Raw genomic sequence first — 25,866 nt, 5'->3', positions numbered from 1 at the left:
GTTCATCCTTGATTCAGGCAATCAGCAGTGGCTGATCAGTCGCTTCAACACCGTCTTGAAGGTTTCGATCTGGTCCTGGCTGAACTCGGCGAACACCTTGTCCTGCTGTTCCCGTGCAATGGCCCAGAGGTCTTCGGTCTGTTCGATACCCGCAGCGGTCAGGCGTACGCCGTGTTCATCGTCGTCGACCAGCCCCTTGCGCTTGAGGTTGGCCACCGCGTCGTCGATTTCCCGCACCGGCATCGCCACCTCCCGCAGCAGGTCGCTGGCGCTCAGGCGGGCGTCGTTCTCCAGCACCATCAGCATCCGTGCCTCGTTGGTGCGCAGGCCGGTAGACAGTTGCCGGGGCTGGTAGCTGGACTGGTAGGCGCGTACCGCCTGGGTCATCAGGTAATACAGGTTATGGCTCAGGCGCCCCTGGAAGTGGCTGCTCGGCGGTTGGCTTTCGTCACGCTTGGTCATCCGCGTATGGGGCAGGACCATGGAGTAGGCGCCCTGATGGTACAGCAGCGGCGAGCGACCGAAATCGTCGAAGGCCACCACCTTGCCGATCATGATCCAGTGATCACCGCCGTCCACCTGCTGGTATTTTTCACAGTGAAAACGTGCCGAACAATCGGCGAACACCGGCGCCCCGCCCTCCCCCGGTTCATAGGCGATCTCGGCGAAGCGGTCGTCCCTGGGCCGGGCAAAATTGTTCGAGAGGTCGATCTGGTCCGCCGCCAGCACGTTGACCGCGAAGTGGCTGGCCTCCTCGAATACCCCGTGGCTGCTGGAGCGTTTGTCGATGCTCCACAGCACCAGCGGTGGGTCCAGGGACACCGAGTTGAAGCTGTTGGCGGTAACGCCCACCTTGCGGCCGGAGGCGTCGGCGGCGGTGACCACGGTCACGCCTGTGGCAAAGTTGCCCAGGGCCCGGCGAAAGGCGCGTGGGTCGAAGGTCGATTCAGACATGCAAGACTCCCGGGCTGCGTCAGGCGCAGCCCTGATTGTTGTTTTCAAAAGCGCGTTCAGATCATGCTCGGATCGGGTTCCAGGCCCATCAACTCGCGGCCGAGGATCTGTGCACAGACGTCGTAGTCGGTGTAGGCATGGGCGCCGGTCATGTGCGAGTCGCGGAACAAGCGCTGCATCTCGTTGTGCTCGAACCAGGCGTTGCCGCCGGCGGCCTCGAACAGACGGTCCACCGCCTGGATGCACATCTTGGTCGCGTAGGCCTGGTTGGTGCGCCAGAACGCCAGGGTCTCGCGGCTTGGGTAGCGCTGCTGCTCACTGTGTTCGGCGTGTTCGCTCCAGGTTTTTTCGAGGAAGGCGCGCGCGGCGGCCACCTGGTGAGTCGACTCGGCCAGGCGCATCAACGCCGGGGTCGCGGCACCGACCGCCGCCCCGGTATAGGCGCGCACGCGGGTCTTGGTCTTTTCGCGGAACACCTCGAGCATCCGCTCGGCGACGCCCAGGCTGACGGTGGAAAAGCCACTGGCAAAGTAAGGCCGGTACGGTGAATAGAAAATCTTGCTGTCGGGGTACAGCCCAAAGCCGGCGGACTTGCCTTCCATCATGTCCTTGGCTTTCTGGATGCGGTGCTCCGGCACCCAGGCCTTGTCGATGATCAAGGTCTTGGTGCCGCTGCCTTTCATGCCGGCGGCAAACCAGTCATCGCGGATCTGGTAGTCACTGCGCGGCAGCACCGCGAAGCAGTAATCCTGGGCGCCCTGGGGGTTGTTGCGGCGGAAACCCACGATAGCCCACTCGGCGTGATCACAGCCGCTGCTCCAGCCCATTTCCCCGCTGAACAACACGCCGCCCTCGACTTCCTCGGTGCGCCCGAACGGCGCGATGCTGCTGCTCGCAGTGGCATCAGGGTCAGCGCCCCAGACCTCCTGCTGCAGTTGGGCCGAGAACAGTGCCAATTGATGGCTGTGGGTACACAACAGGCTCATGGCCCAGGCCGTGCTGGCGCAGGCCCCGGCGAGCAAGGCGATGCAGTCGGCAAACTGCGGCAGCGACAACTCCATGCCGCCGAACACTTTCGGCTGAAACACACGGTGCATGCCGATGCTCTTGAGCAGCGCAATATTCTCGGCGGGCACCTGGCGGTCCTGCTCGGCCACGAAGGCATTGGCGGCGATGGTCGGCAGGATGGACTTGAGGTCTTCAAGGAGCGGGTTTGGCTTTTTCATGGATGGCCCTGCTTATTATTGGATGTCCGGGCAGCGCCAGAAATCAAGGCGTGGCGCCGGATGCAGGGCCAGTATGGAGCGTGCCTTCCTGGCAGGACATGCACCTTCCAGAGTCAAGATTGTACTTTTCAAAGGCTCAGGCTGGTCCGTCGCGCACAGGCGCTGGCAGCCACAGACATGCCACTGGGCAGCCACAGTCAAGCCCGTTCCAGCCACTGGGATTAACCTCGGGCTTTTCAATGTCTGCCACCAGGAAAAACCCCATGAGCGATATTCCACTGCTGCCCCAGGTTGAAGCCTTCCTCCGTCGAACCCATGCGTTGTTCATTGACGGTGGCTACGTCGAGAGCCATTCCAGCCAGCGGTTGGAGGTGATCAACCCGGCCACCGGCCAGGTCATTGCCGACGTCGCCGCCGCCGACCCGGTCGACATTGACGCGGCTGTGGCGTCGGCGAGCCGAGGCTTCAAGCAGTGGTCGCAGGTCGCACCGGCGGTGCGCGGCAATGTACTGCTCAAGCTGGCCGATCTGCTGGAGCAACACCGCGAAGAACTGGCACAGCTCGAAACCTGCCAGTCGGGCAAGATCATCCAGATTTCCCGTGCTTTCGAAGTCGACCAGGCCGCACATTTCCTGCGTTACTACGCGGGCTGGGCCACCAAGATCAGCGGCCAGACCATCACTCCGTCGCTGCCCTCCTTCGCCGGCGAGCGCTACACCGCGTTCACCCTGCGCGAGCCGGTCGGGGTGGTGGTCGGCATCGTGCCGTGGAATTTCTCGACCATGATCGCCATCTGGAAACTCGCCTCGGCCCTGGTGACCGGTTGCAGCATCATCATCAAGCCCAGCGAGTTCACCCCGCTGACCATCCTGCGCATCGCCGAGCTGGCGATTGACGCCGGCCTTCCCGCCGGCGCGCTGAACGTCTTGACCGGCGGCGGCAGCGTCGGCAAAGGCCTGATCGAACACCCCGGCACCGACAAGGTGTCGTTCACCGGCTCCGTGCCAACCGGGATTGCGGTGGGCCAGAGTGCCATGGGCGCCGGGCTGACCCGGGCTACCCTTGAACTGGGCGGAAAAAACTCGGCAGGGTTCCTGCGCGATGTGGACCTGGACAAGGCCGTCAACGGCATCCTCGAAGCGGGCTTTTTGCACTCCGGGCAAATCTGCGCCGCCGCCGAACGGTTCTTTGTGCACCGTTCGCAGATCGAAGCGGTCATGGGCAAACTGGCCCAGCGCCTGGGCGCGCTGAACATCGGCTCGCCCCTGGATGAGCGCACCGAATTCGGCCCGGTCACCAACCGCCAGCACCAACTCAAACTCGGCGAGTTCTTCGCCAAGGCCCGCGCCGAAAACAACCGAATCATTCACGGTGGCAACCTGATCGACCGTCCGGGCTGTTACGTCGAGCCGACGATCATCCTCGCCAACAGCGTCGACGACACCCTGCTCAACGAGGAGACCTTCGGCCCCATTGCCACATTCTTACCGTACGACAGCGAAGAGGAACTGCTGGCCTTGATGAACAACACCCCCTACGGCTTGAGCGCCAGCCTGTGGACCAACGACCTCAGCAAAGCCTTGCGCATGGTGCCCGCCATCGAGGCCGGCACGGTGTGGGTGAACATGCACACGATGCTGGACCCGGCGGTGCCGTTTGGCGGCAACAAATCCTCGGGGATAGGCCGGGAGTTCGGCAGCGCCTTCATCGAGGATTACACCGAGTTGAAGTCAGTGATGATTCGCTACTAAATCCAACCAGTGGATCCATTGATATGTAAGTGTCCGATAATCGCCCAATAAAGCAACCACAACAGATTGACTCTCCATCAGGCCAGCCATTTAATGGATCCATTAAATAAAAACAATCCGCCGCCTGGAGAGTCATCATGTACCCAAAGAACACGTGGTATGTCGCCTGCACCCCCGATGAAATCGCGCACAAGCCCCTGGGTCGACAGATCTGCGGCGAGAAGATGGTGTTTTATCGTGGCCAGGAAGGCGCCGTGGTGGCGGTCGAGGACTTCTGCCCCCATCGCGGTGCGCCACTCTCGCTGGGTTATGTCGAGAACGGCAACCTGGTCTGCGGCTACCACGGCCTGGTCATGGGCGGCGATGGCAAGACCGTGGAAATGCCCGGCCAGCGGGTGCGTGGCTTTCCGTGCAACAAGACCTTTGCCGCGGTTGAACGCTACGGCTTCATCTGGGTGTGGCCCGGCGATCAGGCCCAGGCCGACCCGGCGCTGATCCACCATCTGGAATGGGCTGAGAGTGACCAGTGGGCCTATGGCGGCGGGCTGTTTGATATCCAGTGCGACTACCGCCTGATGATCGACAACCTGATGGACCTGACCCACGAAACCTACGTGCACGCCTCCAGTATCGGCCAGAAGGAAATCGACGAAGCGCCGCCCGTGACCACGGTGGACGGCGATGAAGTCGTCACTGCCCGGCACATGGAAAACATCATGGCCCCGCCGTTCTGGCGCATGGCCCTGCGCGGTAATAACCTCGCCGATGACGTGCCGGTGGACCGCTGGCAGATCTGCCGCTTCACCCCGCCCAGCCATGTATTGATCGAAGTCGGCGTGGCCCACGCCGGCAAAGGTGGCTATAACGCCGCCCCCGAACACAAGGCCTCAAGCATCGTGGTCGACTTCATCACCCCGCAAACCGAGACCTCGATCTGGTACTTCTGGGGCATGGCGCGCAACTTCAACCCCCACGATGAGGCGCTCACCGCGAGCATTCGCGAGGGCCAAGGCAAGATTTTCAGCGAAGACCTGGAGATGCTCGAACGCCAGCAACAGAACCTGCTGGCCCACCCGCAGCGCAACCTGCTCAAGTTGAATATCGACGCGGGCGGCGTGCAGTCGCGCAAGATCCTGGAGCGACTGATTGCCAGGGAACGCGCCGCCGAATCGCAACTGATCGCCACCACCACCGCCTGAACAGCGCGACAACTTTGCGAGGACTGAACATGATCGATGTGGTGGTGGTATCCCGTAACAACGAAGCCCAGGATATTTGCAGCTATGAACTGGCCAGTGTCGATGGCCAGCCGCTGCCGGCCTTCAGTGCCGGTGCGCACATTGACGTGCACCTGCCCGATGGGGTGATCCGGCAATATTCCCTGTGCAATCACCCCGAAGAACGTCATCGCTACCTGATCGGCGTGCTCAAGGACCCGGCCTCACGGGGTGGTTCGCGCAGCTTGCACGAGCAGGTTCACGAGGGCACGCGCCTGACGATCAGTGAGCCGCGCAACCTGTTTCCCCTGGCCCACGACGCGCGCCGCAGCCTGCTGTTTGCCGGTGGCATCGGCATCACCCCGATCCTGTGCATGGCCGAACGCCTGGCCCACGCAGGGGCCGACTTCGAACTGCATTACTGCGCCCGTGCCAGCGAGCGTGCGGCATTTGTGCAACGGCTTAAGGCGTCGCCGTTTGCCGAGCGGGTGTTCCTGCATTTCGATGAGCAGCCGCACACAGCCTTGAATGCTGCCGAGGTACTGGCGGCGCCCGCAGACGACGTGCACCTGTATGTCTGCGGCCCTGGAGGGTTCATGCAGCATGTGCTCGACAGCGCACGCGCACAGGGCTGGCAGGAAGACTGCCTGCACCGCGAATACTTCAGCGCGGCACCGGTGGACAGCAGCCTCGACGGCGGCTTTTCGGTGAAGCTCGGCAGCAGCGGCCAGGTCTTCGAAATCCCCGCCGACAAGACCGTGGTCCAGGTCCTGGAAAGCCATGGCATCGAGATTGCCGTGTCCTGCGAACAGGGGATTTGCGGCACCTGCCTGACCCGTGTGCTGGAGGGCATACCGGAGCACCGCGACCTGTTCCTCACCGAGCAGGAACAGGCGCTGAATGATCAGTTCACGCCCTGCTGCTCACGCTCGAAGACCCCGTTGCTGGTGCTCGATATCTGAAGCGTGTCACGACGCGGGCAAAATCACCTTCATGCGCGCGGCGGCGGTGGCCGAGCTGAAGATCTCGGCATAGCGCAAGGTCGCATTGGCGTGCTCACGCATGATGGCTTCGGCCCGCGCGCCCTGGCGATTGACCAGGGCGTCGAAGACCGAGTGATGCTGCATGTGGGCATAGTTGAAGCGTCGGTACTCGCGGGCCATGTCCTCGCGATCCACCGCCAGCGCGGTCACCGAGGCGAACGGCAAATGATCATTGCGGGCCAGGGCGTCGGCGATTGCCGGGTTGTGGCTGCCTTCGACGATGACCTGGTGAAAGCGCATGTTCAGGTCGTGATAGACCTCAAGGTCATCCTCGGTCACGTAGCCCTTTTCGAACAGTTGATCGCCTTCCACCAGGCAGCGCTCCAGCGCCGCACGTGCCGCATCGGATAAACCAAGCTCGGCGGTCTGACGCGCTGCCAGACCCTCAAGCACGCCGCGCACTTCGACGGCGCCGGCAATGTCGCTGGGGCTGACCGAACGCACCTGATAACCGCGCCCGCCAAACGGCACCAGCAGTCCTTCCTGTTCGAGGGTGCGAAAGGCCATGCGCACGGGCATGCGCGACACGCCGAACAGCTGCGCCGTGGGAATCTCCATCAGCCGCTCGCCCGCCGCCAACTCCCCGCTGGCAATCATCTTGCGCAGTGCAACCAGCACCAATTGACCGGGTTTACTCATCCAGGCGACTTCCAGAAAACGTGAGCCGCCATAGTATCGCAAGCACCTGGCCGCGTCAGATGAACGCCAGCGCTGCCCGTGCCCCATCTATGGCGCCCAGGTGCTGCGCCAGCCGCGACGGCAGGTAATCGAAAAAGAACCCGGCGCTTTGCAGCTTGGCGGCACGCAAGGGGTGATCGTCGGGCAGTGCCCTGGAGACGCGCGCGGCCCGCGCCCAGGCAAAGGCCAGCAACGCCACGCCACAGAGTTGGAGAAAGTCCGGCGCTGCCCGATAGGGATATTCACTGTCTTCGTGCGCGCGTTCACGTATGGCGTTCACCACACGGGCCAACGCGTCGCACAGGCTGCCCAACGCACCGGAGAAGCCTGCGCATTCGACATACTGTCTGCCCTGCGCGGCCTCGGCGCGTAACTCGGCCAGCAGCAGGCCAAAGGCTCGGCCCTCATCCCCCAGCACCTTGCGCAGCAACAGGTCATTGGCCTGGATCTCGTTACTGCCCTCGTAGATCATCGCGATGCGGCTGTCGCGCAGGGTTTGCTCGATGGCGAACTCGGTGACGTAGCCGTAACCGCCGAATACCTGCAGCGCATGGCTGGCCTGGCGAAAGCCCTGTTCGGTGAAAAACGCCTTGATGATGGGCGTCAGCAACGGCGCCAACTGGGCGGCCGACGAGTCCTGGTCATGTTCGGCCTGATCAAGCAGGTGCGCCGCCCAATAGCCGATGGCACGCATGCCCTCGCTGGTGGTGCGCAGCTCCAGCAACACGCGGCGCATGGCCGGGTGATAACGGATCGGGTCAGCCGCCTGGGCCACCACCTCTTCAGGCCTTGACGGTGCGCGCATTTGCAAGCGTTCTGCGGCGTATTGGCGGGCGTTCTGCCAAGCCGCCTCGACATGCCCCAGGCCTTGCAGGCCCACATGCAGGCGCGCGGAATTCATCATCACGAACATCGCCGCCAGGCCACGATTGGCATCGCCGATCAGCCAGCCCTGGGCGGCGTCGAACACCAGGGAACAGGTGGCGCTGCCCTTGATGCCCATCTTGTGTTCGATGCCGTCGCAGTGCACGCCATTGGCCTGGCCATCGTCCAATTGCTTGGGCACCAGGAACAGTGAAATGCCACGGCTGCCCGGCGGCGCATCGGGCAGGCGCGCCAGCACCAGGTGCAGGATATTGGCCGTGAGGTCGTGCTCACCGCCGGAGATAAACAGCTTGCTGCCGCTGAGGCGATAACTGCCATCCGCCTGGGGCTGCGCGCGACAGCGCAGTAAGCCGACATCGCTGCCGGCCTGCGACTCGCTGAGGCACATGGTGGGCAAGACCTGGCCACTGACAATGTCGGGCAGGTAGCGCGCCTGCAACCACGGAGCGGCGTGGGTCTTAAGGCACAGGTAGGCGCCGTGGGCGATCCCGGTGTACATGGCCCAGGCGTGGTTGCTGGCGTAGAGCATCTCTTGCAGCGCCGCATCGAGCAGTTGCGGCAAGCCCTGCCCGCCCTGCTCCTCGGCACACGCCAGCGCCGGCCAACCGCCGTCGACATAGGCGCGATAGGCCTCGGCAAAGCCGTCCGGGGTGCTGACCCGGCCCGCCTGCCAGCGGCAGCCCTGGCGATCACCGCTGCTATTCAACGGCGCCAATACGCCCTGACTGAAGCGTGCCGCCTCCTCCAGCACCTGTAGCGCCAGCGGCAGGTCCAGGGCCGCGAACGCCGGGTGGCGCTGCCAGGTGTCGGGCGCCTGCAACCAGTGTTCCAGGACAAATTGCATATCGCCCAGGGGCGCCTCATAGCTCCACATCGGGACACCTCATCGACTAAAAAAACCATCAAGCGCGGTAGACAGGGTTCTCGATCAGCAACGCCATGCCCTGCCCGCCGCCCACACACGCTGCGGCAATCCCGTAGCGCAGGTTGTGCTGGCGCAGTTGTCGGGCCAGGGTCATCACCAGGCGCAGGCCGGTGGCGGCCAGGGGATGCCCCAGGGCAAGCGAGCCGCCCTGGACGTTGAGGCGGGTGCTGTTCAGCTCCAGTTCATGGGCCACCGCCAGTACCTGGGCGGCCTGGGCTTCGTTGATCTCGAAGCGGCCGATGTCATCCAGATTCAACCCGCTGCGTTGCAGCAGCAGGCGGATCGCCGGTGCCGGGCCGATGCCCATGAACTCGGGGGCCACACCGACCACCGCGCTGGCCAGCAGCCGCGCCAGGGCCGGCCGCGTGCAGGCCGAGGCGCGCCCCACCAAAGCCGCCGCCGCACCATCGACCACCGCGCAACTGTTGCCGGCGGTTTGCACGCCACCTGGATGCACGGCGCGCAAGCGCGTCAAGGCTTCAAGGTCGGTGGGACGTGGGTGGCTGTCGGCGCTGACGGCACTCGCCCGACGCGCCAGGCTGATGCCCCTGGGCTGATACCCCTCAAGCTCGAACACCTGGTTATCGACCGTGACGATTTCTTCCGCCCACGCGCCGTCACGTTGCGCCTGCAAGGCACGCTGATGGCTGTCGCAGGCGTAGCGGTCCACGGCCTTGCGGCTCAGGCCATAACGGCGCGCCAGGTTGTCGGCGGTAGCAATCATGTCCAGACCAGGGGCCGGGTCGTACAGGGCCTCCCAGAGAAAATCCTTGAATTGCACCTCGCCGCCGAGGCGAAACCCATCCCGATGGGTGTAGGCCGCAATCGGGTTGCGCGACATGGACTCGCTGGCCACGCACAGGGCCAGTTGCACCTCGTCGCGTAACTGTTCAGCGGCCTGGCGCAGCAGCTCGAAGCCGGTGGCGCAGATGCGCTGCACCCCCAGCGCCGGGACCGCTTGCGCCACCCCGCTGTACAAGCCGATATGCCGTGGCAGCAAGTAGGCATCGAAGCTGGCCTGGGCCATGGAACCGGCCAAGACGCTGTCCACCGCCTGGGGGTCGATGCCGGCACGGGCCAATACTTCCCGGCCGACCTTGATGCCCAGGTCGATGGGCGACACCTGGGACAGTGCGCCCCCGAGGTCGACCCACGGCGTGCGCACCGCCTCGAAAATCGCCGCATCGGCAAACGCCGAGTACTGCCCGGCGCAGCTCAAGGCTTGGGCCCGGCGCGCAGGATCGTGGCCTCTTCACCGCGATACAACGCCTCGACCTTAGCCGCGCGCCATTGCAGCACGGCACGCTGGTTGATCGAGCCTTTGTCGGTGATTTCCCCACGGTCGATGGACGCCGGCTCGTCGAGCAGGGCAATCCATTCCAGGCGACTGGCATTGCCGGTGGCCTCGCGGTTGAGGCGCTGCAACCAGTCGCCGAACCACTGGCGTACCGGCGCGCTGGCCAACACCTCGGCGTCGCTGGCGTCGGCGCTCAAGCCGGCCAGCCGCCGGCACTCGTAGAGCCGGGGGAACACCAGGGCTCCCAGGCATTCGCGGTCCGGCGCGGCAATCACCAGGTCCTGCACATAGGGCGCGCCGTCGAGCACGGCGCGATTGCGTAACGGGCCGACACTGACGAACACCCCGGAAGACAACTTGAAATCCTCGGCAATCCGCCCGTCGAACATCAGCCCCAATTGCGGCTGGTGCGGGTCGGCGAGCTTGATCGCGTCACCGGAACAGTAGAAACCCTGTTCGTCGAACACCTCGGCGGTTTGCTCGGGCGCCCGCCAGTACCCCGGCATGATGTGCGGCCCGCGAAAGCGCCCTTCGAACTTGCCGTCCAACGGCACCAGGCGCACCTCGCAGCCCGGCGCAGGCAATCCGATATAGCCGGCCATGGACAACGGCCCGGTGGTGAAGGTGCAGGACGGCGCGGCTTCGGTCATGCCCAGCCCGGCCATCATGCGGATACGTTCACCGCAGTGCTGTTCGGCCACGCGGTCGAGGCGATCCCAGACACTTTGCGACAGGCCGGCGGCGGCGAAGAAGAACAGTTTCATGCGCGCAAAAAACCGTTCGCGCAACTCGGCGTCCTGTTCCAGGGCGTTGACCAATTCTTCCCAGCCCTTGGGCACCGTCAAATAGGCCGTGGGCGAAACCTCCTTGAGGTTGCGCAGGGTCTCGGCAAAGCCTTGAACCGTGGGCTTGCCGTCGTCGAGGTAAAAGGTGCCGCCGTTGTAGAGCACGATGCCGACGTTATGGCTACCGCCGAAGGTGTGGTTCCACGGCAGCCAGTCCACCAGTACCGGCGGTTCCTCACCGAACACCGGGAATGTCTGCAACAGCATTTGCTGGTTGGCACAGAGCATGCGCTGCGTAGTGATCACCGCCTTGGGCAACTTGGTCGAGCCCGAGGTGAATAGAAACTTGGCGATGCTGTCGGGGCCGGTGGCCTGGAATGCCGCGTCGGCCTCGGCGCCGCCCGGCGTTTGCAGCAGGCTGGCGAAGCTGACCTGAGTGCGCCCAGGCACGTGGCCGCGCACGCTGATCAGCGGAGTCTCGGCCGGCAAGACAGCATCGATGGCGCGCTGGTAAGCGGCCGCATCGCTGACGAACACCAGCCCCGGTTGCAGCAGGTCGCACACATGCCGCAGCTTGGCGAAATCCTGGGACAACAACGAATACGCCGGCGATACCGGGCAATAAGGAATACCGGCGTACATCGCGCCGAGGGCGACCTGCAAATGCTCGATGTCGTTGCCCGACAGCAAGGCCAGCGGCTTGTGCGCCGAGAGCCCATAACTCAACAGGCCCTGGGCAATCGCACGCACGCTGTCGAGCATCTCGCGGTAGCTGACCCGGCGCCAATCACCACCGGCCTGGCGTGCCGCGATAAACGTCTGCTCGGGCCGCACCTGGGCCCAATGCACCAGGCGATCAAGCAAGCGCGTCGGCAACTCGGCCAGGGGCTCCAGGGAGCGCATATGCAGCACGCCGTGTTCTTCAGTGACCGCCACCGGTGCGTGGCCGATGGAGACCTCGCGGTATCGCGGTGCGGGCTGGGGTTGCGGTCTGAATTCGGAACTCACAAGGGTGTCCTCCAGCAAGGCGGTCAACGCCGCCTTGTTATTGTTATGTCGCGACGCCTGCTCAGATCGGGTAATGCCGTGGCCCGTTCTGCAAGGTCACCCAGCGCAATTGCGTGAAGTGCTCGATCGAGGCCTTGCCGCCAAAGCTGCCGTAGCCGCTGGACTTGACCCCGCCGAACGGCATCTGCGCCTCGTCATGCACGGTCGGGCCGTTGATATGACAAATGCCCGACTCGACACGCTGGGCCAGGGCCAGTGCACGCCCGGTGTCACGGCTGAAGATCGCCGCCGAAAGGCCGAACTCGGAGTCGTTGGCCAGGCGCAGTAACGCCTCATCGCCGTCACCGCGCAGCAGTACCGCCACCGGACCGAAGGACTCTTCGCGGTACAAGCGCATGTGTTCGGTGACGCCATCGATCAGGGTCGGCTGCAGGATGCTGCCGTCCAGTTGGCCACCTACCACCAGCCGCGCGCCCTTGGCGAGGGCATCGTCGATCAGGGCCTTGATGCGTGTGCCGGCGCCGGCGTCCACCAGGGAACCCAGGACCGAATCCGCTGCAATGGGATCGCCCGCGCGCAGGGTCGCGACCTTGGCCGCCAGCTTGGCGGTGAAGGCATCGGCGACCTTGGCATCGACAATCAGGCGCTCGGTGGACATGCAAATCTGGCCCTGGTTGAAATAGGCGCCAAAGGCCGCCGCCGCGACCGCAGCGTCGAGGTCGGCGTCATCGAGCACCAGCAACGGCGCCTTGCCGCCCAGTTCCAGCAAGGCCGGCTTGAGGTGACGCGCCGAGAGCTCGCCGACAATCCGCCCCACATGGGTCGAGCCGGTGAAGTTGACCCGGCGCACGGCCGGGTTGGCGATCAGCCGCTCGACAATCGCAGCGGCATCCGCCGGGGCATTGCTGATGACGTTGACCACGCCATCGCCCAGGCCGGCGTCCTGCAACACCTGGCCAATCAGGCGGTGCACCGCCGGGCTCAGCTCCGAGGCCTTGAGCACCACGGTATTACCGCAGGCCAACGGCATGGCGATGGCACGTGTGGCGAGGATCACCGGGGCATTCCACGGCGCGATGCCCAGTACCACGCCGCACGGCTGCCGCAAGGCCATGGCGAAACTGCCGGGAACATCGGAGGGGATCACTTCACCAGTGATCTGGGTGGTCATCGACGCCGCTTCGCGCAGCATATTGGCCGCCAGGCGCACGTTGAAGCCATACCAGTTGGCCATGGCGCCGGTCTCGCCGGCGGCGGCAATGAATTCGGCGCTGCGCGCCTGCAATTGCTCGGCAGCGTTGAGCAAGCGGGTGCGGCGTTCGTTGGGCGCCAGCGCAGCCCACGCGGGGAACGCGGCGTGGGCGGCCGCTACGGCGGCGTCGGCATCTTCCAGGGTCGCGGCGGCCACCCGCGAGACCACTTCACCGGTCACCGGGTTGCGACGTTCGAAGGTTCGACCGTCACGGGCGGGGCACGACTGGCCGCCGATCAACAGGGGCACGTCCAGCATGGTGATTCCTCTTTATTATCTTTATCGGGAATACGTTCAAGCAGGGTACAACGGCGCGGCCAGGCGGCCGCGCCCCTCAGCGTTTATACGCCTGCAGGCCAGGCTTGATGCTCTTGTCGTCGAGGAACTGTTTCATGCCCTGCTCGCGACCGCCTTCGGTGTCGAGCAGGCGCGACTGATCGAGCTTGGCGTAGAGGTAATCCTCGTTCTGCTCCCAGGTCAATTCGCGGCAGCGTTTGAAGCCATGCTTGGCGGCACGCAGCACCACCGGGTTCTTCTCCAGCAGGTTGCGCGCCAGTTCGATGGTCACTTCGCGCAGTTGAGCCAGCGGCACGCTTTCGTTGACCAGGCCCATTTCGGCGGCTTTCTGCCCGCCAAAGGTCTTGCCGGTCATGATGTAGTACAGCGATTGGCGATGGCCCACGGTGTCGGCCATGGCCTTGCTCACCAGGTTGCCCGGCGGGATGCCCCAGTTGATTTCCGAGAGGCCGAAGGTCGCTTCGTCGGCGCAGATCGCCAGGTCACAGGCCACCAGCGGGCTGAAGCCACCGCCGAAGCACCAGCCATTGACCATGGCGATGGTCGGCTTGGCGTACATGCGCAGCAGTTTCCATTGCCATTGCGAGGCTTCGCGGCGGATTTTTTCCTGGAGGATTTCCGGGCCGGCATCCACCTCGCGAAAGTATTCCTTGAGGTCCATGCCGGCGGTCCAGGCTTCGCCTGCGCCGGTCAGCACCAGCACGCCGGCGGCAGGGTCCTGCTCAAGGGTTTCCAGGACATCGATCATTTCCCGGTTCAGGGTCGGGCTCATGGCGTTGCGTTTTTCCGGACGATTGAGAATGACCCAGGCGATGCCTTCTTCGATCTCAACCTTGACGGTGGTCCAACGGCCTTCGTAATTGCTCATGGCGGTACGCTCTTGTTCTGGGGTTTGAAGATGATTCGAAATTAAACCGCAAATATAGTTATGTCAATTAACTATTAACACGGATAACCAATATTTTTACGCGGTGAAACCTGCGTTTTCCAGGCGTTGTGAAAAGCCGGCATAGCCATGGCTCGCCAACCTCGGCAAACTAGATAGCCTTCTTAACCTCCATCTTCTGAGGATTGCACTGCCAATGGCCAAGCCTTCCAACATCGCCGCCGCCAGCCAGGCCCTACCCGATAACGACGAGGTACGGCCGCCGCTGGATTCAGCCCTGGACGATCTGATCGGCTACGCCATGCGTCGCGCCCAGCTCAAGCTGTTCCAGAACCTGATCGGCCGACTGTCGGACCACGACCTGCGCCCTGCGCAGTTCTCGGCCCTGGCGATCATCGAGCAGAACCCCGGGCTGATGCAGGCCGACCTGGCTCGCGCACTGGCGATCGAGCCGCCCCAGGTGGTGCCGTTGCTGAACAAGCTGGAAAGCCGCGCCCTCGCCGTGCGGGTGCGCTGCAAGCCAGACAAGCGCTCCTACGGGATCTTCCTCAGCAAGAGCGGCGAAACCCTGCTCAAGGAGCTCAAGGCGATCGCCGCCCAGAGTGACCTGGACGCCACGGCCGCCCTCGACGGCCAGGAGCGTGAAGAGCTGCTGCGCCTGCTGAAGAAGGTCTACCAGGACTGATCGGCTTACCAGAGCGCCACGGTGTACAGCACCAGGAAACGGGTCTGGTTTTCATCGCGAAACGCCGCGCCGCTGGGGAAGTCATTGCGGTAGATCGACTTGCGCGCCATGAACCCGACGTTCTTCAGCGGGCCGTCCTGGATCACATAGCCCAACTCCATCTGGAACTCGCGCTCCTTGCGATCCTCGGCGTTGAAAGCGGCCAGTTCGATGTTGTCGCCACGCACATAGCGCAGCCGAGTCTTCAACCCCGGCACACCCGCTGCGGCGAAGTCGTAGTCGTAGATGGCCTGCCAGGTGCGCTCCTTGGCGTTGAGAAAGTCCGAGCTCATGGTCAGTTCGCTCATGCCCATCAACTCCGTTCCAGAGATATAGGGCGTGGCCGTCTCCCCGCTTGAGTGCATGTAGCCAAGGCTGACGCGATGTCCGCCGAGGCGGTAGCCGAACAGCGCCGAGAGGTTGCGGTTATCCACGTTGCCCGCCTTGGCACTGCCGTCCTCGCGACTGAAAAAGCTGCGCAGGTCGCTGGTGAGCACGCCATCTCCCAACGGCAGGTTGTGCAGCAGCGCCAGGGTGTCCTGCTGGTAGAGGTCCGCCACCTGCGAGTGATAGACACGCAGGCTGAGGTCTTTGTTGACCTGGTAATCACCGCCCACATACGCCAGATGCGACGTGGTGGCGGTGGCGTTGAAACGCCGGTTGGGCGAGGCGATGGTCATGGCCTGGTAGTCGGTGGAGTCGCGTTTGTTGATGCGGTCGATGTAGCCGGTGTTGAGGGTCAGGCCATCGATGTCCTTGGAGCTCAAGGTGGTGCCGCGAAAAGTTTGCGGCAGCAGGCGCGACGGGCTGGCAAAGGCGAATGGCAGGAAGATCGACACATCACCGGCCTTCACCGTGGTTTGCGCAAACCGCAGCTTGGCGGTTGGCGCCAGGCGCGAGTACTCATCGGCGGCGCGTTTGTCGCTCGCCGACACCGGCAACAACTCGGTGCCGCTGCGGTCTGGCGAGGAGTCGAGCTTGACCCCCATCAGCCCGCGCACATCCAGGCCAAAGCCCACCGGGCCTGGGGTGTACCCCGATTCCAGGTTGAGGATGAACGCCTGGGCCCATTCCCGCGCGGCGGTCTTCGCACCGTCGTCCTTGTAGTCGCGGTCCAGGTAGTAATTGCGCAAGGTCAAGGTGCCGTGGCTGTCGTCGATAAAGCCTGCGGCCCACAGCGGAGCGGGCAGCACGCTCAAGGCCAGGCATGCCATGAGCAGGCGTGGAGTGGTGTTCGACACACAGGCGACGGGCGCCGCTGCAACGGCGTGCTCCATAGGAAGTTCTGGCATGTTCGATGTCCATTTTTTGTTGTTGTTTTTGGGGTGGCACACGCTCGGCCCGGTCGGCTTCGCGAGCCAAGAATGGAAACAGCCGACGGTGCCCGTCAACCGCAACTGAGCGATAATCGAACATTAATAAAACTATCTATTTTTTAGGTTCATATGGATCTATATGCCAAGCTTTTGAATTTTATGGATTTATTCATGATTTATGAGCAGATTAATCCACGATTCATTTTTTAGTTATCTTTGTTATCTTAATCACCAGCAGCCACTCGCGCTCGCCACCACAACAAAAACAACAATGAGGTTTGCCCATGGACAGTCCATCGCGTCGTTCGACGCTGACTATTGCGTTGTGTTTTATCGTTGCGCTGATCGAGGGGTTCGATCTGCAGGCCGCCGGCACTGCCGCCGCCGGGTTACGTCAAACGTTCGCCCTGGATCCGAAGATGCTCGGCTGGGTGTTCAGCGTCGGCATCATTGGCCTGCTGCCGGGGGCATTCTTCGGCGGTTGGGTCGCCGACCGCATCGGGCGCAAGAAAATCCTGGTGAGCGCCGTGCTGCTGTTCGGGCTGTTTTCCCTGAGCACCGCGTTTGTCGAAAGCTACTCAAGCCTGTTGCTGGTGCGCTTCCTCACCGGCCTGGGCCTGGGTGCCGCGCTGCCCAACCTGATCGCGCTGTGCGCCGAAGCGGTAAGCGAACGCAACCGTGGCACGGCCATCAGCGTGATGTACTGCGGGGTGCCGCTGGGTGGTGCATTGGCCGCAGTGGTGGCGATGTTTTCCAGTGAGCACTGGCAGACCACGTTTATCATCGGCGGCCTGGCACCCTTGCTGGCCGTACCGTTGATGATCCTGCTGCTGCCGGAATCCACTGCCTTTCGCCAACAGCGCGACAACACGCCTGGCGCCCGTCTCTCCAGCGGCCAGGCGCTGTTCGGCGAAGGTCGCGCCCGCACCACACTGGCCTTGTGGCTCAGTTACTTCTTCACCCTGACCGTGATGTACATGTTGCTTAATTGGCTGCCGTCGCTGTTGCTGGAACAAGGCTTCAGCAAACCCCAGGCGGGCATGGTGCAGATGCTCTTCAATATCGGCGGCGCCCTCGGTTCGCTGCTCGGTGGCGTGCTGCTGGACCGGTGCAATGCCGTCAAAGTGGTGCTGTCCGTGTATGCCGGGTTGCTGGCGGCATTGGCAGGGGTCGGGTTGTCGGTGGGCATCGTGCCCATGGCCATTGCCGGTTTTGCCGCCGGCCTGTTCGTCATGGCCGCGCAGTTGGTGCTGTATGCGTCGGCACCGCCCTCCTACCCAACCTCGGTGCGCGCCACCGGTGTCGGTGCAGCAGTGGCCGTCGGCCGCTTGGGTTCGGTCGCCGGGCCGCTGGCGGCCGGGCAACTGCTCGCCGCCGGCGCCGGCACCGCGGGGGTACTGCTGGCGACGTCCCCCGGGGTGGTGATTGCCGCACTGACCATCATCAGCGTGATGGTGCGTACGGCGCCCACTAGAACTTATGCAGCCAATTGAGCACCATTTTGTTGCCCTCGGTGCGGTTCTCCGCCTGCTGTTCAAAGTAGGCGTTTACCGATAGCACATCTTCCTTGCTGAACGCATAGACCAGGCCTGGGCCCATGGCCCAGACCTTCTCCCGACGCCCGCTCACGGCGTGCCCATCGACCTTGGTGTCGGTGATCTGCTTCAACCAATAGCCGTTAACCCCCACGCTCAGTTGCTGGCTCAAGGCATATTGCAAGGTCAGGTTGGCATGCAACGCCTGCCCGGCCTGGGTATCGGAAACATCGCCAAAGCCTGCCTGCGGATCATCATTCTTGCCATTCCACAGGTACATGAAACGCCCGCTCGCCGACCACTTCGGGCTGAACCAGTACGTCGCCGCGTAATACGGGTTGAATGACCAGAAGTTGCTGCCTGGGTTGATCGAGCGCTTGCGGTCATAGGCACCCACCGGCACCGAGATATCGGCTTCGACACGTTGGGTCAGCAGTGGGCTGCCATCGGCGCGGCTCAGGGTCGGCAGTTGCAGGAAAGGCCCCACAATCACATCACCAAAGCCAGCGCGAGAACTCAGCGCCGCATTGTTCAACCCATCGTCGACATCCACATGGGCCAGGGAGGTGTTGATCAGGGTGATTCCAGGCATCGCGCCATTGGCCAGGGGTTGGCCGACGTAGATGATCTGCGTGGTAGGCGCCACCACTTCCAGGTCCTGCTTGGGCAACGCCAGCTTGTTGCCGTTGGCATCATTGAAGCGGCTAGCCCGGGAGTACGTCAGGTATTCCTCCAGGTACCAGCCCGGGCCGGCCGGGGCCGGTGAGCCGTCGTAGAAACTGGTGCTGCCCAGGTTGAGTCCGGGCAAATCATAAGCGTAAGCAGTCGATGTCAGTGCGACAAACGTCGTGGCCGCAACCGTCCGCAAGATAGGCTTGAGCATCTTGTATGTCCTGTATTTTTGTTGTTGTTCAAGACGCCCGGCACGGTGGATCCGCGCCGGGGTTTACCGCTGTTGCAACCCTTACACGTAGGTCGCCGCCAACCCACCGTCCACCGGCAGATTGACGCCGTTGACCCAGCGCGCGGCGTCCGAGCAGAGGAAGGCAATCACCGCCGCCACCTCATCGGCCAGGGCTGGACGGGTCATGCGCTGGCTGTCCGCAGCCACCCGCTCCGGCCCGAGCATGCTGACGAAATCGCCGAGAATCGGGGTAAACACCGGCCCCGGCGCGACGCAGTTGATGCGCACCGAATGATCGCGAAACCAGCCTTGGGATTGCTGGAAGCTCCACACGATCAGCGCTTCCTTGAAGTATTGATAACAGCTGGCTTGCTCCACCGGATTGGACGCCAGCCACTGCTGCCCGGCGTCGAAGCTTTGCGTCGCGGCCAGGGCCTTGTGCAGCTCCAGGCGTTGCGGCCATTGCGCGCCGAGCACCGAGGCGACATTGACGATGCTGCCGCCCGCCGGCATGCGTGGCAGCAGCGATTGGGTCAGGTGCCGCAACCCCAGGTAATTGACCGTGGCCACCGCTTGCACGGGCGCCGTACCGGGCACGCCGGCAATGTTGCACAGCCCGTCGACCCGCGCCGGCAGGCGTGCCACCAGGGCATCGATGCTGGCCGGATCGCCCAGGTCAGCCTGGAAGAAGCCATCCAGGGTCAGTTGCGGTTCATGGCGATCAACGCCGATCACCGTGGCGCCCTGGAAACGCGCGAGGCGCGCCAGCTCGGCACCAATGCCGGAAGCGACACCGGTGACGATCAGGGTTTTGTTGTGCAGGTTCATGTTCAAGCCCTCTTATTTTTGTATAGGCATGGGTGGATCAAAACGATGAGCCAGGACTCAGAACGGATAGGCAGGCGGAGTGTTTTTCACCGTGACCCACTGCCACTGGCTGTACTCGTCCCAGTCGGCCGGCCCGCCTACGCTGCCGCCATTGCCGGAAGCGCCGCGCCCACCAAAGGGGTTGATGCATTCGTCGGCCACGGTCTGGTCGTTGATGTGCAGCAGGCCGCAGTCAAGCCGCTCGCCGATGGCCATGGCACGCCCGACCGAAGGCGAGATGATCGCGGCCGAGAGGCCGTACTCGGTACGGTTGGCCAGCTCGATGGCCTCCTCGTCCGTGGCAAAACTGACCACCGTGGCCACCGGGCCGAAGATTTCTTCCTCAAACGCGCGCATGCCCGGACGCACGCCACTGAGCACAGTGGGCTGATAGAACAAGCGGTCATAGTCGCCGCCCGCCTCCAACCGCGCGCCCGCTTGCAGGCTGTCGCTGACGATCTCGTGCACGCGCTGCAATTGCCGCTGGTTGATCAATGGGCCGAGTGCGGCTTCACCGCGGGCGGCATTGCCCACGGTGAGCGCCCGGGCCTTGTCCACCAGCTTGCGCGTGAGGCGTTCGGCGATGGACTCATGGGCGAGGATCAAGCCGGTCGCCATACAGATTTGCCCCTGGTGCAGCCAGGCGCCCCAGGCGGCATTGCTCGCGGCCAGGTCGAGGTCGGCGTCTTCGAGAATGATCAGCGGGTTTTTGCCGCCCAGTTCCAGCGCGACTTTTTTCAGGTGTCGTCCGGCCACTTCGGCGACTTTGCGCCCCGCCGCCGTCGACCCGGTGAACGCAATCATCTGCACATTCGGATCGCGGCACAGCGCCTCCCCCGCCGGCGCGGCACCGGGCAATACCTGCAGCAGGCCCTTGGGCAAGCCCGCCTCTTCGAACAGCCGGGCGATCAGAAAACCACCGCTGACCGGCGTCTGCGGGTCGGGCTTGAGCACCACCGCATTGCCCGCCGCCAGGGCCGGTGCCACCGAGCGCAGCGACAGCACCAGCGGAAAATTGAACGGTGAAATCACCCCGACCACGCCGTGGGGCTGACGCCGGGCATAGGACAGGCGACCGGCCGCACTGGGCAGTACCAGCCCGTGAGGTTGGGACAACAGCCCCGCCGCTTGATGCAGCAGCACAATCGCCTCGCGCACTTCGTGTTCGCCTTTGAACAACGCGCCGCCGGTTTCCCGCGCGACGTACAGCGCCAGTTCGGCAAAGGACTGCTGGGCCAGGTCCGCCGCCTTGCGAAACACCTCGGCACGCTCCCGTGGGCCGAGTGCAGCCCAGGCCGGCTGGGCCAGGGCCGCGCTGCGGCAGGCGATGGCGATGTCGGCCGGGTTGGCCATGGCGCAGCGCATCAGGGGTTCGCCGGTGGCGGGTTCGATCACCGGGATCACGGATCCCGAAGCGGGTATCCAATCGCCGTTGAACAGGCATTCGGACCCAATGGCCCGCTGTAGAAAGTGGGTGGTTTCAGACACTGACATGGCAACTCCCGGTTCTTGTAATTGTCATCGCCTGCACAGGGTGCAAACGCCGCATCAAGCCTTGAGCAAAGGCTGTGCCGCTTGCACGCAACGTCGCTGACATAAAGCGTCGAGGGCTCTGGGACGGGGCCTCACACACACCGCCCATACCTCACCCGCCGATCGACTGCAAAAACCGGCGCGCTGCCACTTGTTCAATTGATAAGGTTATGTTTAATAACTATCTGAGCAGTTACTCATATCGATCACTCGCTTTGCAGGGGCATAACAATGACTAATCCCCCCAGCGCGCTGCCCGACGACCGGGTGGCCATCGCGCCCTACCATCCGCGCGGCGACAGCCGCCAACTCAGTGAGAGCAGTTCGCCCACCCCGGCGGAACTGACCGACTGCCTATTCTTCTCGCCCGAAGACGGACGTATCTGGCTCAACGATCAACGCATGGTGTTGCTGCACAGTTCGTCGTTCGGCGCCCTGCGCAGGGAGGTCATCGAGCGCCTGGGGCTGGAACAGGCGCGTGGCCTGTTTACCCGCACCGGTTATGCCTCCGGCGCGCGGGATGCGCGGTTGATCCGCGAGCGCTGGCCACAGGCCGATGCCGCCGCGGTGTTTCGCGCCGGGACCCATTTGCACACCCTGGAAGGCATGACCAAGGTCGAACCGCTGCACTTCAAGTTCGATGCCGATTCGGGGTTCTATGAAGGCGAGTTCCTCTGGCACCACTCGTGCGAGGCCGATGAACATGTGGGCGCCTACGGCATCGGCCAGGACCCGGTGTGCTGGACTGAAACCGGCTATGCCATTGGTTTCGTCAGTGGCCTGTTCGGGCAAATGGTGATTTTCCGCGAAGTGGAATGCCGTGGCATGGGCCACCGCAGCTGCCGGGTAATCGGCAAGACGGCCGAGCAATGGGGTGACGTCGAGCAGGACCTGCGCTACCTGAATGTGTCCCAGGCCGTCACCAACGCCACGGTCGCGCCCACACCCGATCACCCGGTGAGCCACAGTGCCAGGGCCAACCCGCCACAAACACTGGTGGGGGCGAGTGCGGCCTTCAACGCCGCGACACAAGCCCTGCAACGCGTTGCACTGACCCCGGCAACGGTGTTGATCAGCGGTGAGTCGGGGGTGGGCAAGGAGATGTTTGCGCGCCAGTTGCACCAGCTCAGCCGCCGCCAGGACAGCCCGTTCGTGGCACTCAATTGCGCTGCCATTCCGGACAACCTGATCGAGGCCGAACTGTTCGGTGTCGAACGCGGCGCCTATACCGGCGCGACGCACTCGCGGCCTGGACGTTTCGAACGGGCCCAGGGCGGCACGCTGTTTCTGGATGAAATCACCAGCCTCAGCCTGGCCGGGCAAAGCAAGTTGCTGAGGGCCTTGCAGGAACGGGAAATCGAACGGGTCGGCGGGGTGCGCGGGATCAAGGTGGATGTGCGCGTGGTGGCCGCCACCAATATCGATCTGCGTAAAGCCGTGGCCGACGGCACCTTTCGTGAAGACCTGTTCTACCGCCTGAATGTCTACCCCATCGCCCTGCCAGCGCTGCGCGAACGCCGGGACGACATCCCACTGTTGATCAATGCGTTCCTCACACGCTTCTGCCAGGAATACGCCCGAACCCCGATGGGCCTGACCATGCGCGCCCTGAAAGCGCTGCTGCGCTATGACTTCGCGGGCAATGTGCGCGAACTGCAAAACCTGATCGAACGCGGCCTGATCGCCAGTGACGAAGGCCAACCCATTGACCTCGTGCACCTGTTTCGCAACGAGCCTATGCCCGCCGATCCCTATGGCCTGGACGACCATGGCAGCCTGTCCAACAGCGCACCACCGCCGTGCCTGGCCCTGTTCGACACCCTTGGCCAACTGGAACCGGGGTTTTCCATCGAAGGTCTTGAATCGCGCCTGCTCAATGAAGCCCTGCAACGCAACGCCGGCAACCTGGCCGCCGCCGCCAGGCTTGTGGGGCTCAGCCGTGCACAATTTGCCTATCGGCTGAAGAAGCACCAGCGGCAAAGCCCTTGATGGGCAATTAGTGCCTTAAAAGCTTTGTTCAATTAAGTATTTTGCATGGGCATCCGGGTGACCAATGCCCGCTTATTTAACCGTGACAAGGATCTCCTGTGAGCGGACTGCGTGAACGTCAGAAAGCCGAACGCCGGCAAGCTATTGAAGAAACTCCCACTGGCTGAAGGGTGCGCGCATCCAGTTCTGCCACGTTACCCGGTGTTTCGGCTCGGCCGGGAAGCCCTGCATCAGCGCAGGTGCCACGCGGGTTGCACAGGACGACTCGTTGGCCTCGACGTAAAGAGTCGCCCCGCAGCCCTTCCCGAAAACGGCCTGCAACGGGTGCGCTGGTGGCTGGAGGGTGACACGCTGTACCGCGCCACATCAGCGGCCAGTGATCGATACCCGTTGCCGGCCCCCCAAAAAGCGGTGGCCGTCTTGTCCGGCATCAGTGAACTGCAGGTACGCATCTGGGAAGCGGGCCAGGGCTGGCGTCAGCTGGCCGGCAACTGCAAAGCCGATCCCGTCGGCCTGGAAATCAGCCTGACCCGCCAGACACCACAGGGGGAAGAACGTTATCGGCAAGTGCTGGGGCCGCTGCAACAAGCGAGTCAGCGACGATCAAGGTACCCCCACGCCCTGGAGCGGGCAAAGCACTGAGCTCTCCGATTAAAGCGAGTGAAAGATGTATTCAGTCTGTGCACGAAGATCCAGTTCAACACCTGCCCCCTGCAGACGAGTGTGAAGGTCTGCATCATCGACGCGTACTTTCCAGGACACATTGGCCGGTACGTCGCCTCCCGCGCGAACGAGACTGATGGCCTGCTGCAATTGCGCACGGTCGGTTAAGTAAACAGCCAGCGCGTTGCCTTTCCAGGCGGCAACACTCATCCCCAGCGCCGCGCATACTGAAACTTTTGCCTTGGCATCGTCGCGGTCAGCCTGTCGGGAGCGTTGAATCTGATCCTCCAAGACAGGATCAACTACACGGTCAGACCATAACACCTCTCCCGACTCCCAGACTTCCGGTGGGCAGACCTTTTCTTCGGGGCGCAGGGTCAGAAATGGATTGATTTCCATCGGATAGATTCGACAGACCAGCGGTCGATCTTCATAGATCGTGCAGCGGTTATCCTCCCCGAGACTTGGGCACTGTGTCAGGGCGTTACCCGCAAAAATGGCTATTACCTGAATACGTGCCTCTCCACTGGCCACATCGACCGCGCGTTGCACGCTGTGGTTGTAGTGCTCTGGCAATGGGAAGGCTGACGTGTCGAAAGCTTCGAGTATGACTGCGACGTTACCGCCACGATTTAACCACTGCTCGGCCTCTTGAAGCGTCAGAGGGATAAGACGTCCTTTACAGCAAATTCCGCACCCGTTGCAGGTAAACCGCGTGACGTGGTTTTTTATGGGCGTCACGGATTGGCTTATAGGTGTCATGATCAATCCTGTTTCTCGCCTCCAAACTTCCAGTAGAGGCGATGGCGAAAGAAACCCATGATATCGGCTGTATACCTGGTTTCAAATAGGCACTAAATCCCTACCAGGTATACTTGAATACACCTTCCCATGACCGGTCACCACCGCTTGCCAGATCGCTCGGCATCATCCGTGGCGACGCCGTATCACCCGGATTCCGGGCATCTACGACTCGCACGTAGATGCCCGGGATCCGGTGTAAGGCTTAAACCAATTCGGCTAAAGATGCCGGATTGAAGCCCTTCAGTTCTGCGTAATCACCTTTTTCCACTTTGGCGACCCAATCCTTGTCACTCAGCAGAACACGCCCTACCGCGATCAGATCAAACTCTTCGCGCTCCATACGCTCGACGAGCCGATCCAGGCTCGCAGGGGTTGATCCCTTGCCGGCGAATGCGTGAGTAACATCATTATCCAGTCCGACCGAACCGACGCTGATGGTTGTGGCTCCAGTGACTTTCTTCGCCCAGCCCGCGCAGTTCAGCCCGTTCTCACCATCAATTTCGGGAAACTCAGCGTCCCAGAAGCGTCGCTGCGAGCAATGCAGAACATCCACACCCGCCTCAACCAACGGCAGCAGCCAGTCTTCCATCAGTGCAGGGGTCTCGGCGAGGCGTACCCCAAAATCCTGCTGCTTCCATTGACTGACGCGCATGATGATAGGGAATTCGGGCCCGACCGCGTGACGCACAGCAGACACGATCTCAGCGGCAAAACGGGAGCGCTCTTTGATCGTCGGTCCGCCATAACGATCGGTGCGCTGATTGGTGCCGGCCCAGAAGAACTGATCGATCAAATAACCATGAGCCCCATGGATCTCAACCGTGTCGAAACCCAGGCGTTTGGCATCCGCCGCCGCCTGGGCGAACGCAGCAACTGCGTCTGCAATATCCTCTTCGCTCATCGCCACACCGCGAGGCTCGTTTGGCGAATCGAGGCCAGATGGGCTTTCAACCGGCGCATCAGGGGCCCAGCCGCTGACGTCACGCACCGCGCCGGTGTGCCAGAGTTGCGGCCCCATACGGCCCCCGGCAGTGTGAACAGCATCGATCACGTTCTTCCATCCGGCCAGCGCTGCTTCACCGTGAAAAAAAGGGATGCCGGGACCGTTACGTGAAGCAGGACGATTGATGACGGTCCCTTCTGACAAAACCAATCCGACCCGCCCCTCAGCCCGCCGCCGATAGTATGCAGCGCTGCCTTCACCGGGGATGCCCTCTGGCGAAAATTGCCTGGTCATCGGCGCCATGACAATCCGGTTTTTCAGTTCAAGCGAGCGGATGGAAAGAGGACGAAATAAAACGCTGGTATCAGGGTTTGACATTGGAGG

At 63.0% G+C, this 25,866-nt stretch carries 21 protein-coding genes; 7 read left to right on the top strand and 14 right to left on the bottom strand.

What is annotated here, in order from left to right; translation table 11 throughout:
• Positions 1 to 21: 21 nt before the first annotated feature.
• Positions 22 to 954 carry a p-hydroxyphenylacetate 3-hydroxylase reductase component gene (locus FBY10_RS17395; protein WP_145337158.1) on the bottom strand — a complete coding sequence of 311 codons (933 nt, stop codon included), beginning with the start codon at positions 952 to 954 and terminating at the stop codon, positions 22 to 24.
• Positions 955 to 1,010: 56 nt separating this feature from the next.
• Entirely contained in the window at positions 1,011 to 2,180 is a 1,170-nt protein-coding gene (locus FBY10_RS17390) for a p-hydroxyphenylacetate 3-hydroxylase oxygenase component (protein WP_145337157.1), read from the bottom strand.
• A gap of 263 nt (positions 2,181 to 2,443) precedes the next feature.
• On the opposite strand from FBY10_RS17390, the gene FBY10_RS17385 reads away from it, so the two are divergent.
• From FBY10_RS17385 to FBY10_RS17375, 3 genes are all read left to right on the top strand, one after another.
• Entirely contained in the window at positions 2,444 to 3,931 is a 1,488-nt protein-coding gene (locus FBY10_RS17385; RefSeq protein WP_145337156.1) for an aldehyde dehydrogenase family protein, read from the top strand.
• Between the two features lie 137 nt (positions 3,932 to 4,068).
• A complete protein-coding gene (locus FBY10_RS17380; RefSeq protein WP_131698862.1) occupies positions 4,069 to 5,130 on the top strand; it encodes an aromatic ring-hydroxylating dioxygenase subunit alpha in 1,062 nt (353 codons plus the stop codon).
• Positions 5,131 to 5,159: 29 nt separating this feature from the next.
• Positions 5,160 to 6,110, top strand: coding sequence for a PDR/VanB family oxidoreductase (locus FBY10_RS17375; protein WP_131698863.1), 951 nt, complete (start codon positions 5,160 to 5,162; stop codon positions 6,108 to 6,110).
• A gap of 6 nt (positions 6,111 to 6,116) precedes the next feature.
• Here the strand turns inward: FBY10_RS17375 and FBY10_RS17370 are convergent, their stop codons facing one another.
• From FBY10_RS17370 to FBY10_RS17345, 6 genes are all read right to left on the bottom strand, one after another.
• Complete coding sequence (locus tag FBY10_RS17370; protein ID WP_065939635.1) at positions 6,117 to 6,830, bottom strand: GntR family transcriptional regulator; 714 nt, start codon at positions 6,828 to 6,830, stop codon at positions 6,117 to 6,119.
• Positions 6,831 to 6,885: 55 nt separating this feature from the next.
• Positions 6,886 to 8,628 (bottom strand): acyl-CoA dehydrogenase, encoded by a 1,743-nt coding sequence (locus tag FBY10_RS17365; RefSeq protein WP_145337155.1) that lies wholly within the window; start codon positions 8,626 to 8,628, stop codon positions 6,886 to 6,888.
• A gap of 28 nt (positions 8,629 to 8,656) precedes the next feature.
• Positions 8,657 to 9,898 (bottom strand): thiolase family protein, encoded by a 1,242-nt coding sequence (locus tag FBY10_RS17360; RefSeq protein WP_145337154.1) that lies wholly within the window; start codon positions 9,896 to 9,898, stop codon positions 8,657 to 8,659.
• Entirely contained in the window at positions 9,895 to 11,769 is a 1,875-nt protein-coding gene (locus FBY10_RS17355) for a feruloyl-CoA synthase (RefSeq protein WP_145337153.1), read from the bottom strand. Before FBY10_RS17355 ends, FBY10_RS17360 begins: the two co-directional genes overlap by 4 nt.
• Before the next feature lie 61 nt (positions 11,770 to 11,830).
• The gene (locus FBY10_RS17350) at positions 11,831 to 13,279 is read right to left on the bottom strand and encodes an aldehyde dehydrogenase (RefSeq protein WP_027603462.1); all 1,449 of its coding nucleotides are present in this window, start codon (positions 13,277 to 13,279) and stop codon (positions 11,831 to 11,833) included.
• Positions 13,280 to 13,355: 76 nt separating this feature from the next.
• Entirely contained in the window at positions 13,356 to 14,186 is an 831-nt protein-coding gene (locus tag FBY10_RS17345) for a p-hydroxycinnamoyl CoA hydratase/lyase (protein ID WP_010567568.1), read from the bottom strand.
• A 214-nt stretch (positions 14,187 to 14,400) separates the two neighbouring features.
• Here FBY10_RS17345 and FBY10_RS17340 point away from each other — a divergent pair, with 214 nt between their 5' ends.
• Positions 14,401 to 14,889 (top strand): MarR family winged helix-turn-helix transcriptional regulator, encoded by a 489-nt coding sequence (locus tag FBY10_RS17340; RefSeq protein ID WP_122560566.1) that lies wholly within the window; start codon positions 14,401 to 14,403, stop codon positions 14,887 to 14,889.
• A gap of 5 nt (positions 14,890 to 14,894) precedes the next feature.
• On the opposite strand, the gene FBY10_RS17335 is transcribed toward FBY10_RS17340, so the two are convergent.
• Positions 14,895 to 16,220 (bottom strand): OprD family porin, encoded by a 1,326-nt coding sequence (locus FBY10_RS17335; RefSeq protein WP_178116763.1) that lies wholly within the window; start codon positions 16,218 to 16,220, stop codon positions 14,895 to 14,897.
• 308 nt (positions 16,221 to 16,528) lie between these two features.
• On the opposite strand from FBY10_RS17335, the gene mhpT reads away from it, so the two are divergent.
• Positions 16,529 to 17,737, top strand: coding sequence for a 3-(3-hydroxy-phenyl)propionate transporter MhpT (mhpT, locus tag FBY10_RS17330; protein ID WP_131698868.1), 1,209 nt, complete (start codon positions 16,529 to 16,531; stop codon positions 17,735 to 17,737).
• Here the strand turns inward: mhpT and FBY10_RS17325 are convergent.
• From FBY10_RS17325 to FBY10_RS17315, 3 genes are all read right to left on the bottom strand, one after another.
• A complete protein-coding gene (locus tag FBY10_RS17325; RefSeq protein ID WP_145337152.1) occupies positions 17,715 to 18,662 on the bottom strand; it encodes a transporter in 948 nt (315 codons plus the stop codon). The genes mhpT and FBY10_RS17325 overlap by 23 nt on opposite strands.
• 81 nt (positions 18,663 to 18,743) lie before the next feature.
• A complete protein-coding gene (locus tag FBY10_RS17320; protein WP_145337151.1) occupies positions 18,744 to 19,511 on the bottom strand; it encodes a coniferyl-alcohol dehydrogenase in 768 nt (255 codons plus the stop codon).
• A gap of 57 nt (positions 19,512 to 19,568) precedes the next feature.
• A complete protein-coding gene (locus FBY10_RS17315; RefSeq protein ID WP_131698871.1) occupies positions 19,569 to 21,044 on the bottom strand; it encodes a benzaldehyde dehydrogenase in 1,476 nt (491 codons plus the stop codon).
• A gap of 270 nt (positions 21,045 to 21,314) precedes the next feature.
• Here FBY10_RS17315 and FBY10_RS17310 point away from each other — a divergent pair, with 270 nt between their 5' ends.
• Positions 21,315 to 23,072 carry a sigma-54-dependent Fis family transcriptional regulator gene (locus tag FBY10_RS17310; RefSeq protein ID WP_145337150.1) on the top strand — a complete coding sequence of 586 codons (1,758 nt, stop codon included), beginning with the start codon at positions 21,315 to 21,317 and terminating at the stop codon, positions 23,070 to 23,072.
• A gap of 111 nt (positions 23,073 to 23,183) precedes the next feature.
• Positions 23,184 to 23,714, top strand: coding sequence for a type II secretion system protein GspJ (locus FBY10_RS17305; protein WP_145337149.1), 531 nt, complete (start codon positions 23,184 to 23,186; stop codon positions 23,712 to 23,714).
• A gap of 9 nt (positions 23,715 to 23,723) precedes the next feature.
• On the opposite strand, the gene FBY10_RS17300 is transcribed toward FBY10_RS17305, so the two are convergent.
• Both FBY10_RS17300 and FBY10_RS17295 read right to left on the bottom strand, forming a co-directional pair.
• Positions 23,724 to 24,497, bottom strand: a complete 774-nt coding sequence (locus FBY10_RS17300; RefSeq protein WP_256663506.1) for a YkgJ family cysteine cluster protein — start codon at positions 24,495 to 24,497, stop codon at positions 23,724 to 23,726.
• A gap of 244 nt (positions 24,498 to 24,741) precedes the next feature.
• Complete coding sequence (locus FBY10_RS17295) at positions 24,742 to 25,860, bottom strand: NADH:flavin oxidoreductase (protein ID WP_145337148.1); 1,119 nt, start codon at positions 25,858 to 25,860, stop codon at positions 24,742 to 24,744.
• Between the last annotated feature and the right edge of the window lie 6 nt (positions 25,861 to 25,866).

Source organism: Pseudomonas sp. SJZ103 (assembly GCF_007828335.1).
GTDB lineage: Bacteria > Pseudomonadota > Gammaproteobacteria > Pseudomonadales > Pseudomonadaceae > Aquipseudomonas.
This window is presented reverse-complemented; position numbering and strand designations above follow the sequence as displayed.

What these genes read in the sequence shown, in the direction of transcription:
- FBY10_RS17395 (WP_145337158.1), bottom strand. Translation starts at nt 954, where the DNA reads ATGTCTGAATCGACCTTCGACCCACGCGCCTTTCGCCGGGCCCTGGGC.
- FBY10_RS17390 (WP_145337157.1), bottom strand. Translation starts at nt 2,180, where the DNA reads ATGAAAAAGCCAAACCCGCTCCTTGAAGACCTCAAGTCCATCCTGCCG.
- FBY10_RS17385 (WP_145337156.1), top strand. Translation starts at nt 2,444, where the DNA reads ATGAGCGATATTCCACTGCTGCCCCAGGTTGAAGCCTTCCTCCGTCGA.
- FBY10_RS17380 (WP_131698862.1), top strand. Translation starts at nt 4,069, where the DNA reads ATGTACCCAAAGAACACGTGGTATGTCGCCTGCACCCCCGATGAAATC.
- FBY10_RS17375 (WP_131698863.1), top strand. Translation starts at nt 5,160, where the DNA reads ATGATCGATGTGGTGGTGGTATCCCGTAACAACGAAGCCCAGGATATT.
- FBY10_RS17370 (WP_065939635.1), bottom strand. Translation starts at nt 6,830, where the DNA reads ATGAGTAAACCCGGTCAATTGGTGCTGGTTGCACTGCGCAAGATGATT.
- FBY10_RS17365 (WP_145337155.1), bottom strand. Translation starts at nt 8,628, where the DNA reads ATGTGGAGCTATGAGGCGCCCCTGGGCGATATGCAATTTGTCCTGGAA.
- FBY10_RS17350 (WP_027603462.1), bottom strand. Translation starts at nt 13,279, where the DNA reads ATGCTGGACGTGCCCCTGTTGATCGGCGGCCAGTCGTGCCCCGCCCGT.
- FBY10_RS17345 (WP_010567568.1), bottom strand. Translation starts at nt 14,186, where the DNA reads ATGAGCAATTACGAAGGCCGTTGGACCACCGTCAAGGTTGAGATCGAA.
- FBY10_RS17340 (WP_122560566.1), top strand. Translation starts at nt 14,401, where the DNA reads ATGGCCAAGCCTTCCAACATCGCCGCCGCCAGCCAGGCCCTACCCGAT.
- FBY10_RS17335 (WP_178116763.1), bottom strand. Translation starts at nt 16,220, where the DNA reads ATGCCAGAACTTCCTATGGAGCACGCCGTTGCAGCGGCGCCCGTCGCC.
- mhpT (WP_131698868.1), top strand. Translation starts at nt 16,529, where the DNA reads ATGGACAGTCCATCGCGTCGTTCGACGCTGACTATTGCGTTGTGTTTT.
- FBY10_RS17325 (WP_145337152.1), bottom strand. Translation starts at nt 18,662, where the DNA reads ATGCTCAAGCCTATCTTGCGGACGGTTGCGGCCACGACGTTTGTCGCA.
- FBY10_RS17320 (WP_145337151.1), bottom strand. Translation starts at nt 19,511, where the DNA reads ATGAACCTGCACAACAAAACCCTGATCGTCACCGGTGTCGCTTCCGGC.
- FBY10_RS17315 (WP_131698871.1), bottom strand. Translation starts at nt 21,044, where the DNA reads ATGTCAGTGTCTGAAACCACCCACTTTCTACAGCGGGCCATTGGGTCC.
- FBY10_RS17310 (WP_145337150.1), top strand. Translation starts at nt 21,315, where the DNA reads ATGACTAATCCCCCCAGCGCGCTGCCCGACGACCGGGTGGCCATCGCG.
- FBY10_RS17300 (WP_256663506.1), bottom strand. Translation starts at nt 24,497, where the DNA reads ATGACACCTATAAGCCAATCCGTGACGCCCATAAAAAACCACGTCACG.
- FBY10_RS17295 (WP_145337148.1), bottom strand. Translation starts at nt 25,860, where the DNA reads ATGTCAAACCCTGATACCAGCGTTTTATTTCGTCCTCTTTCCATCCGC.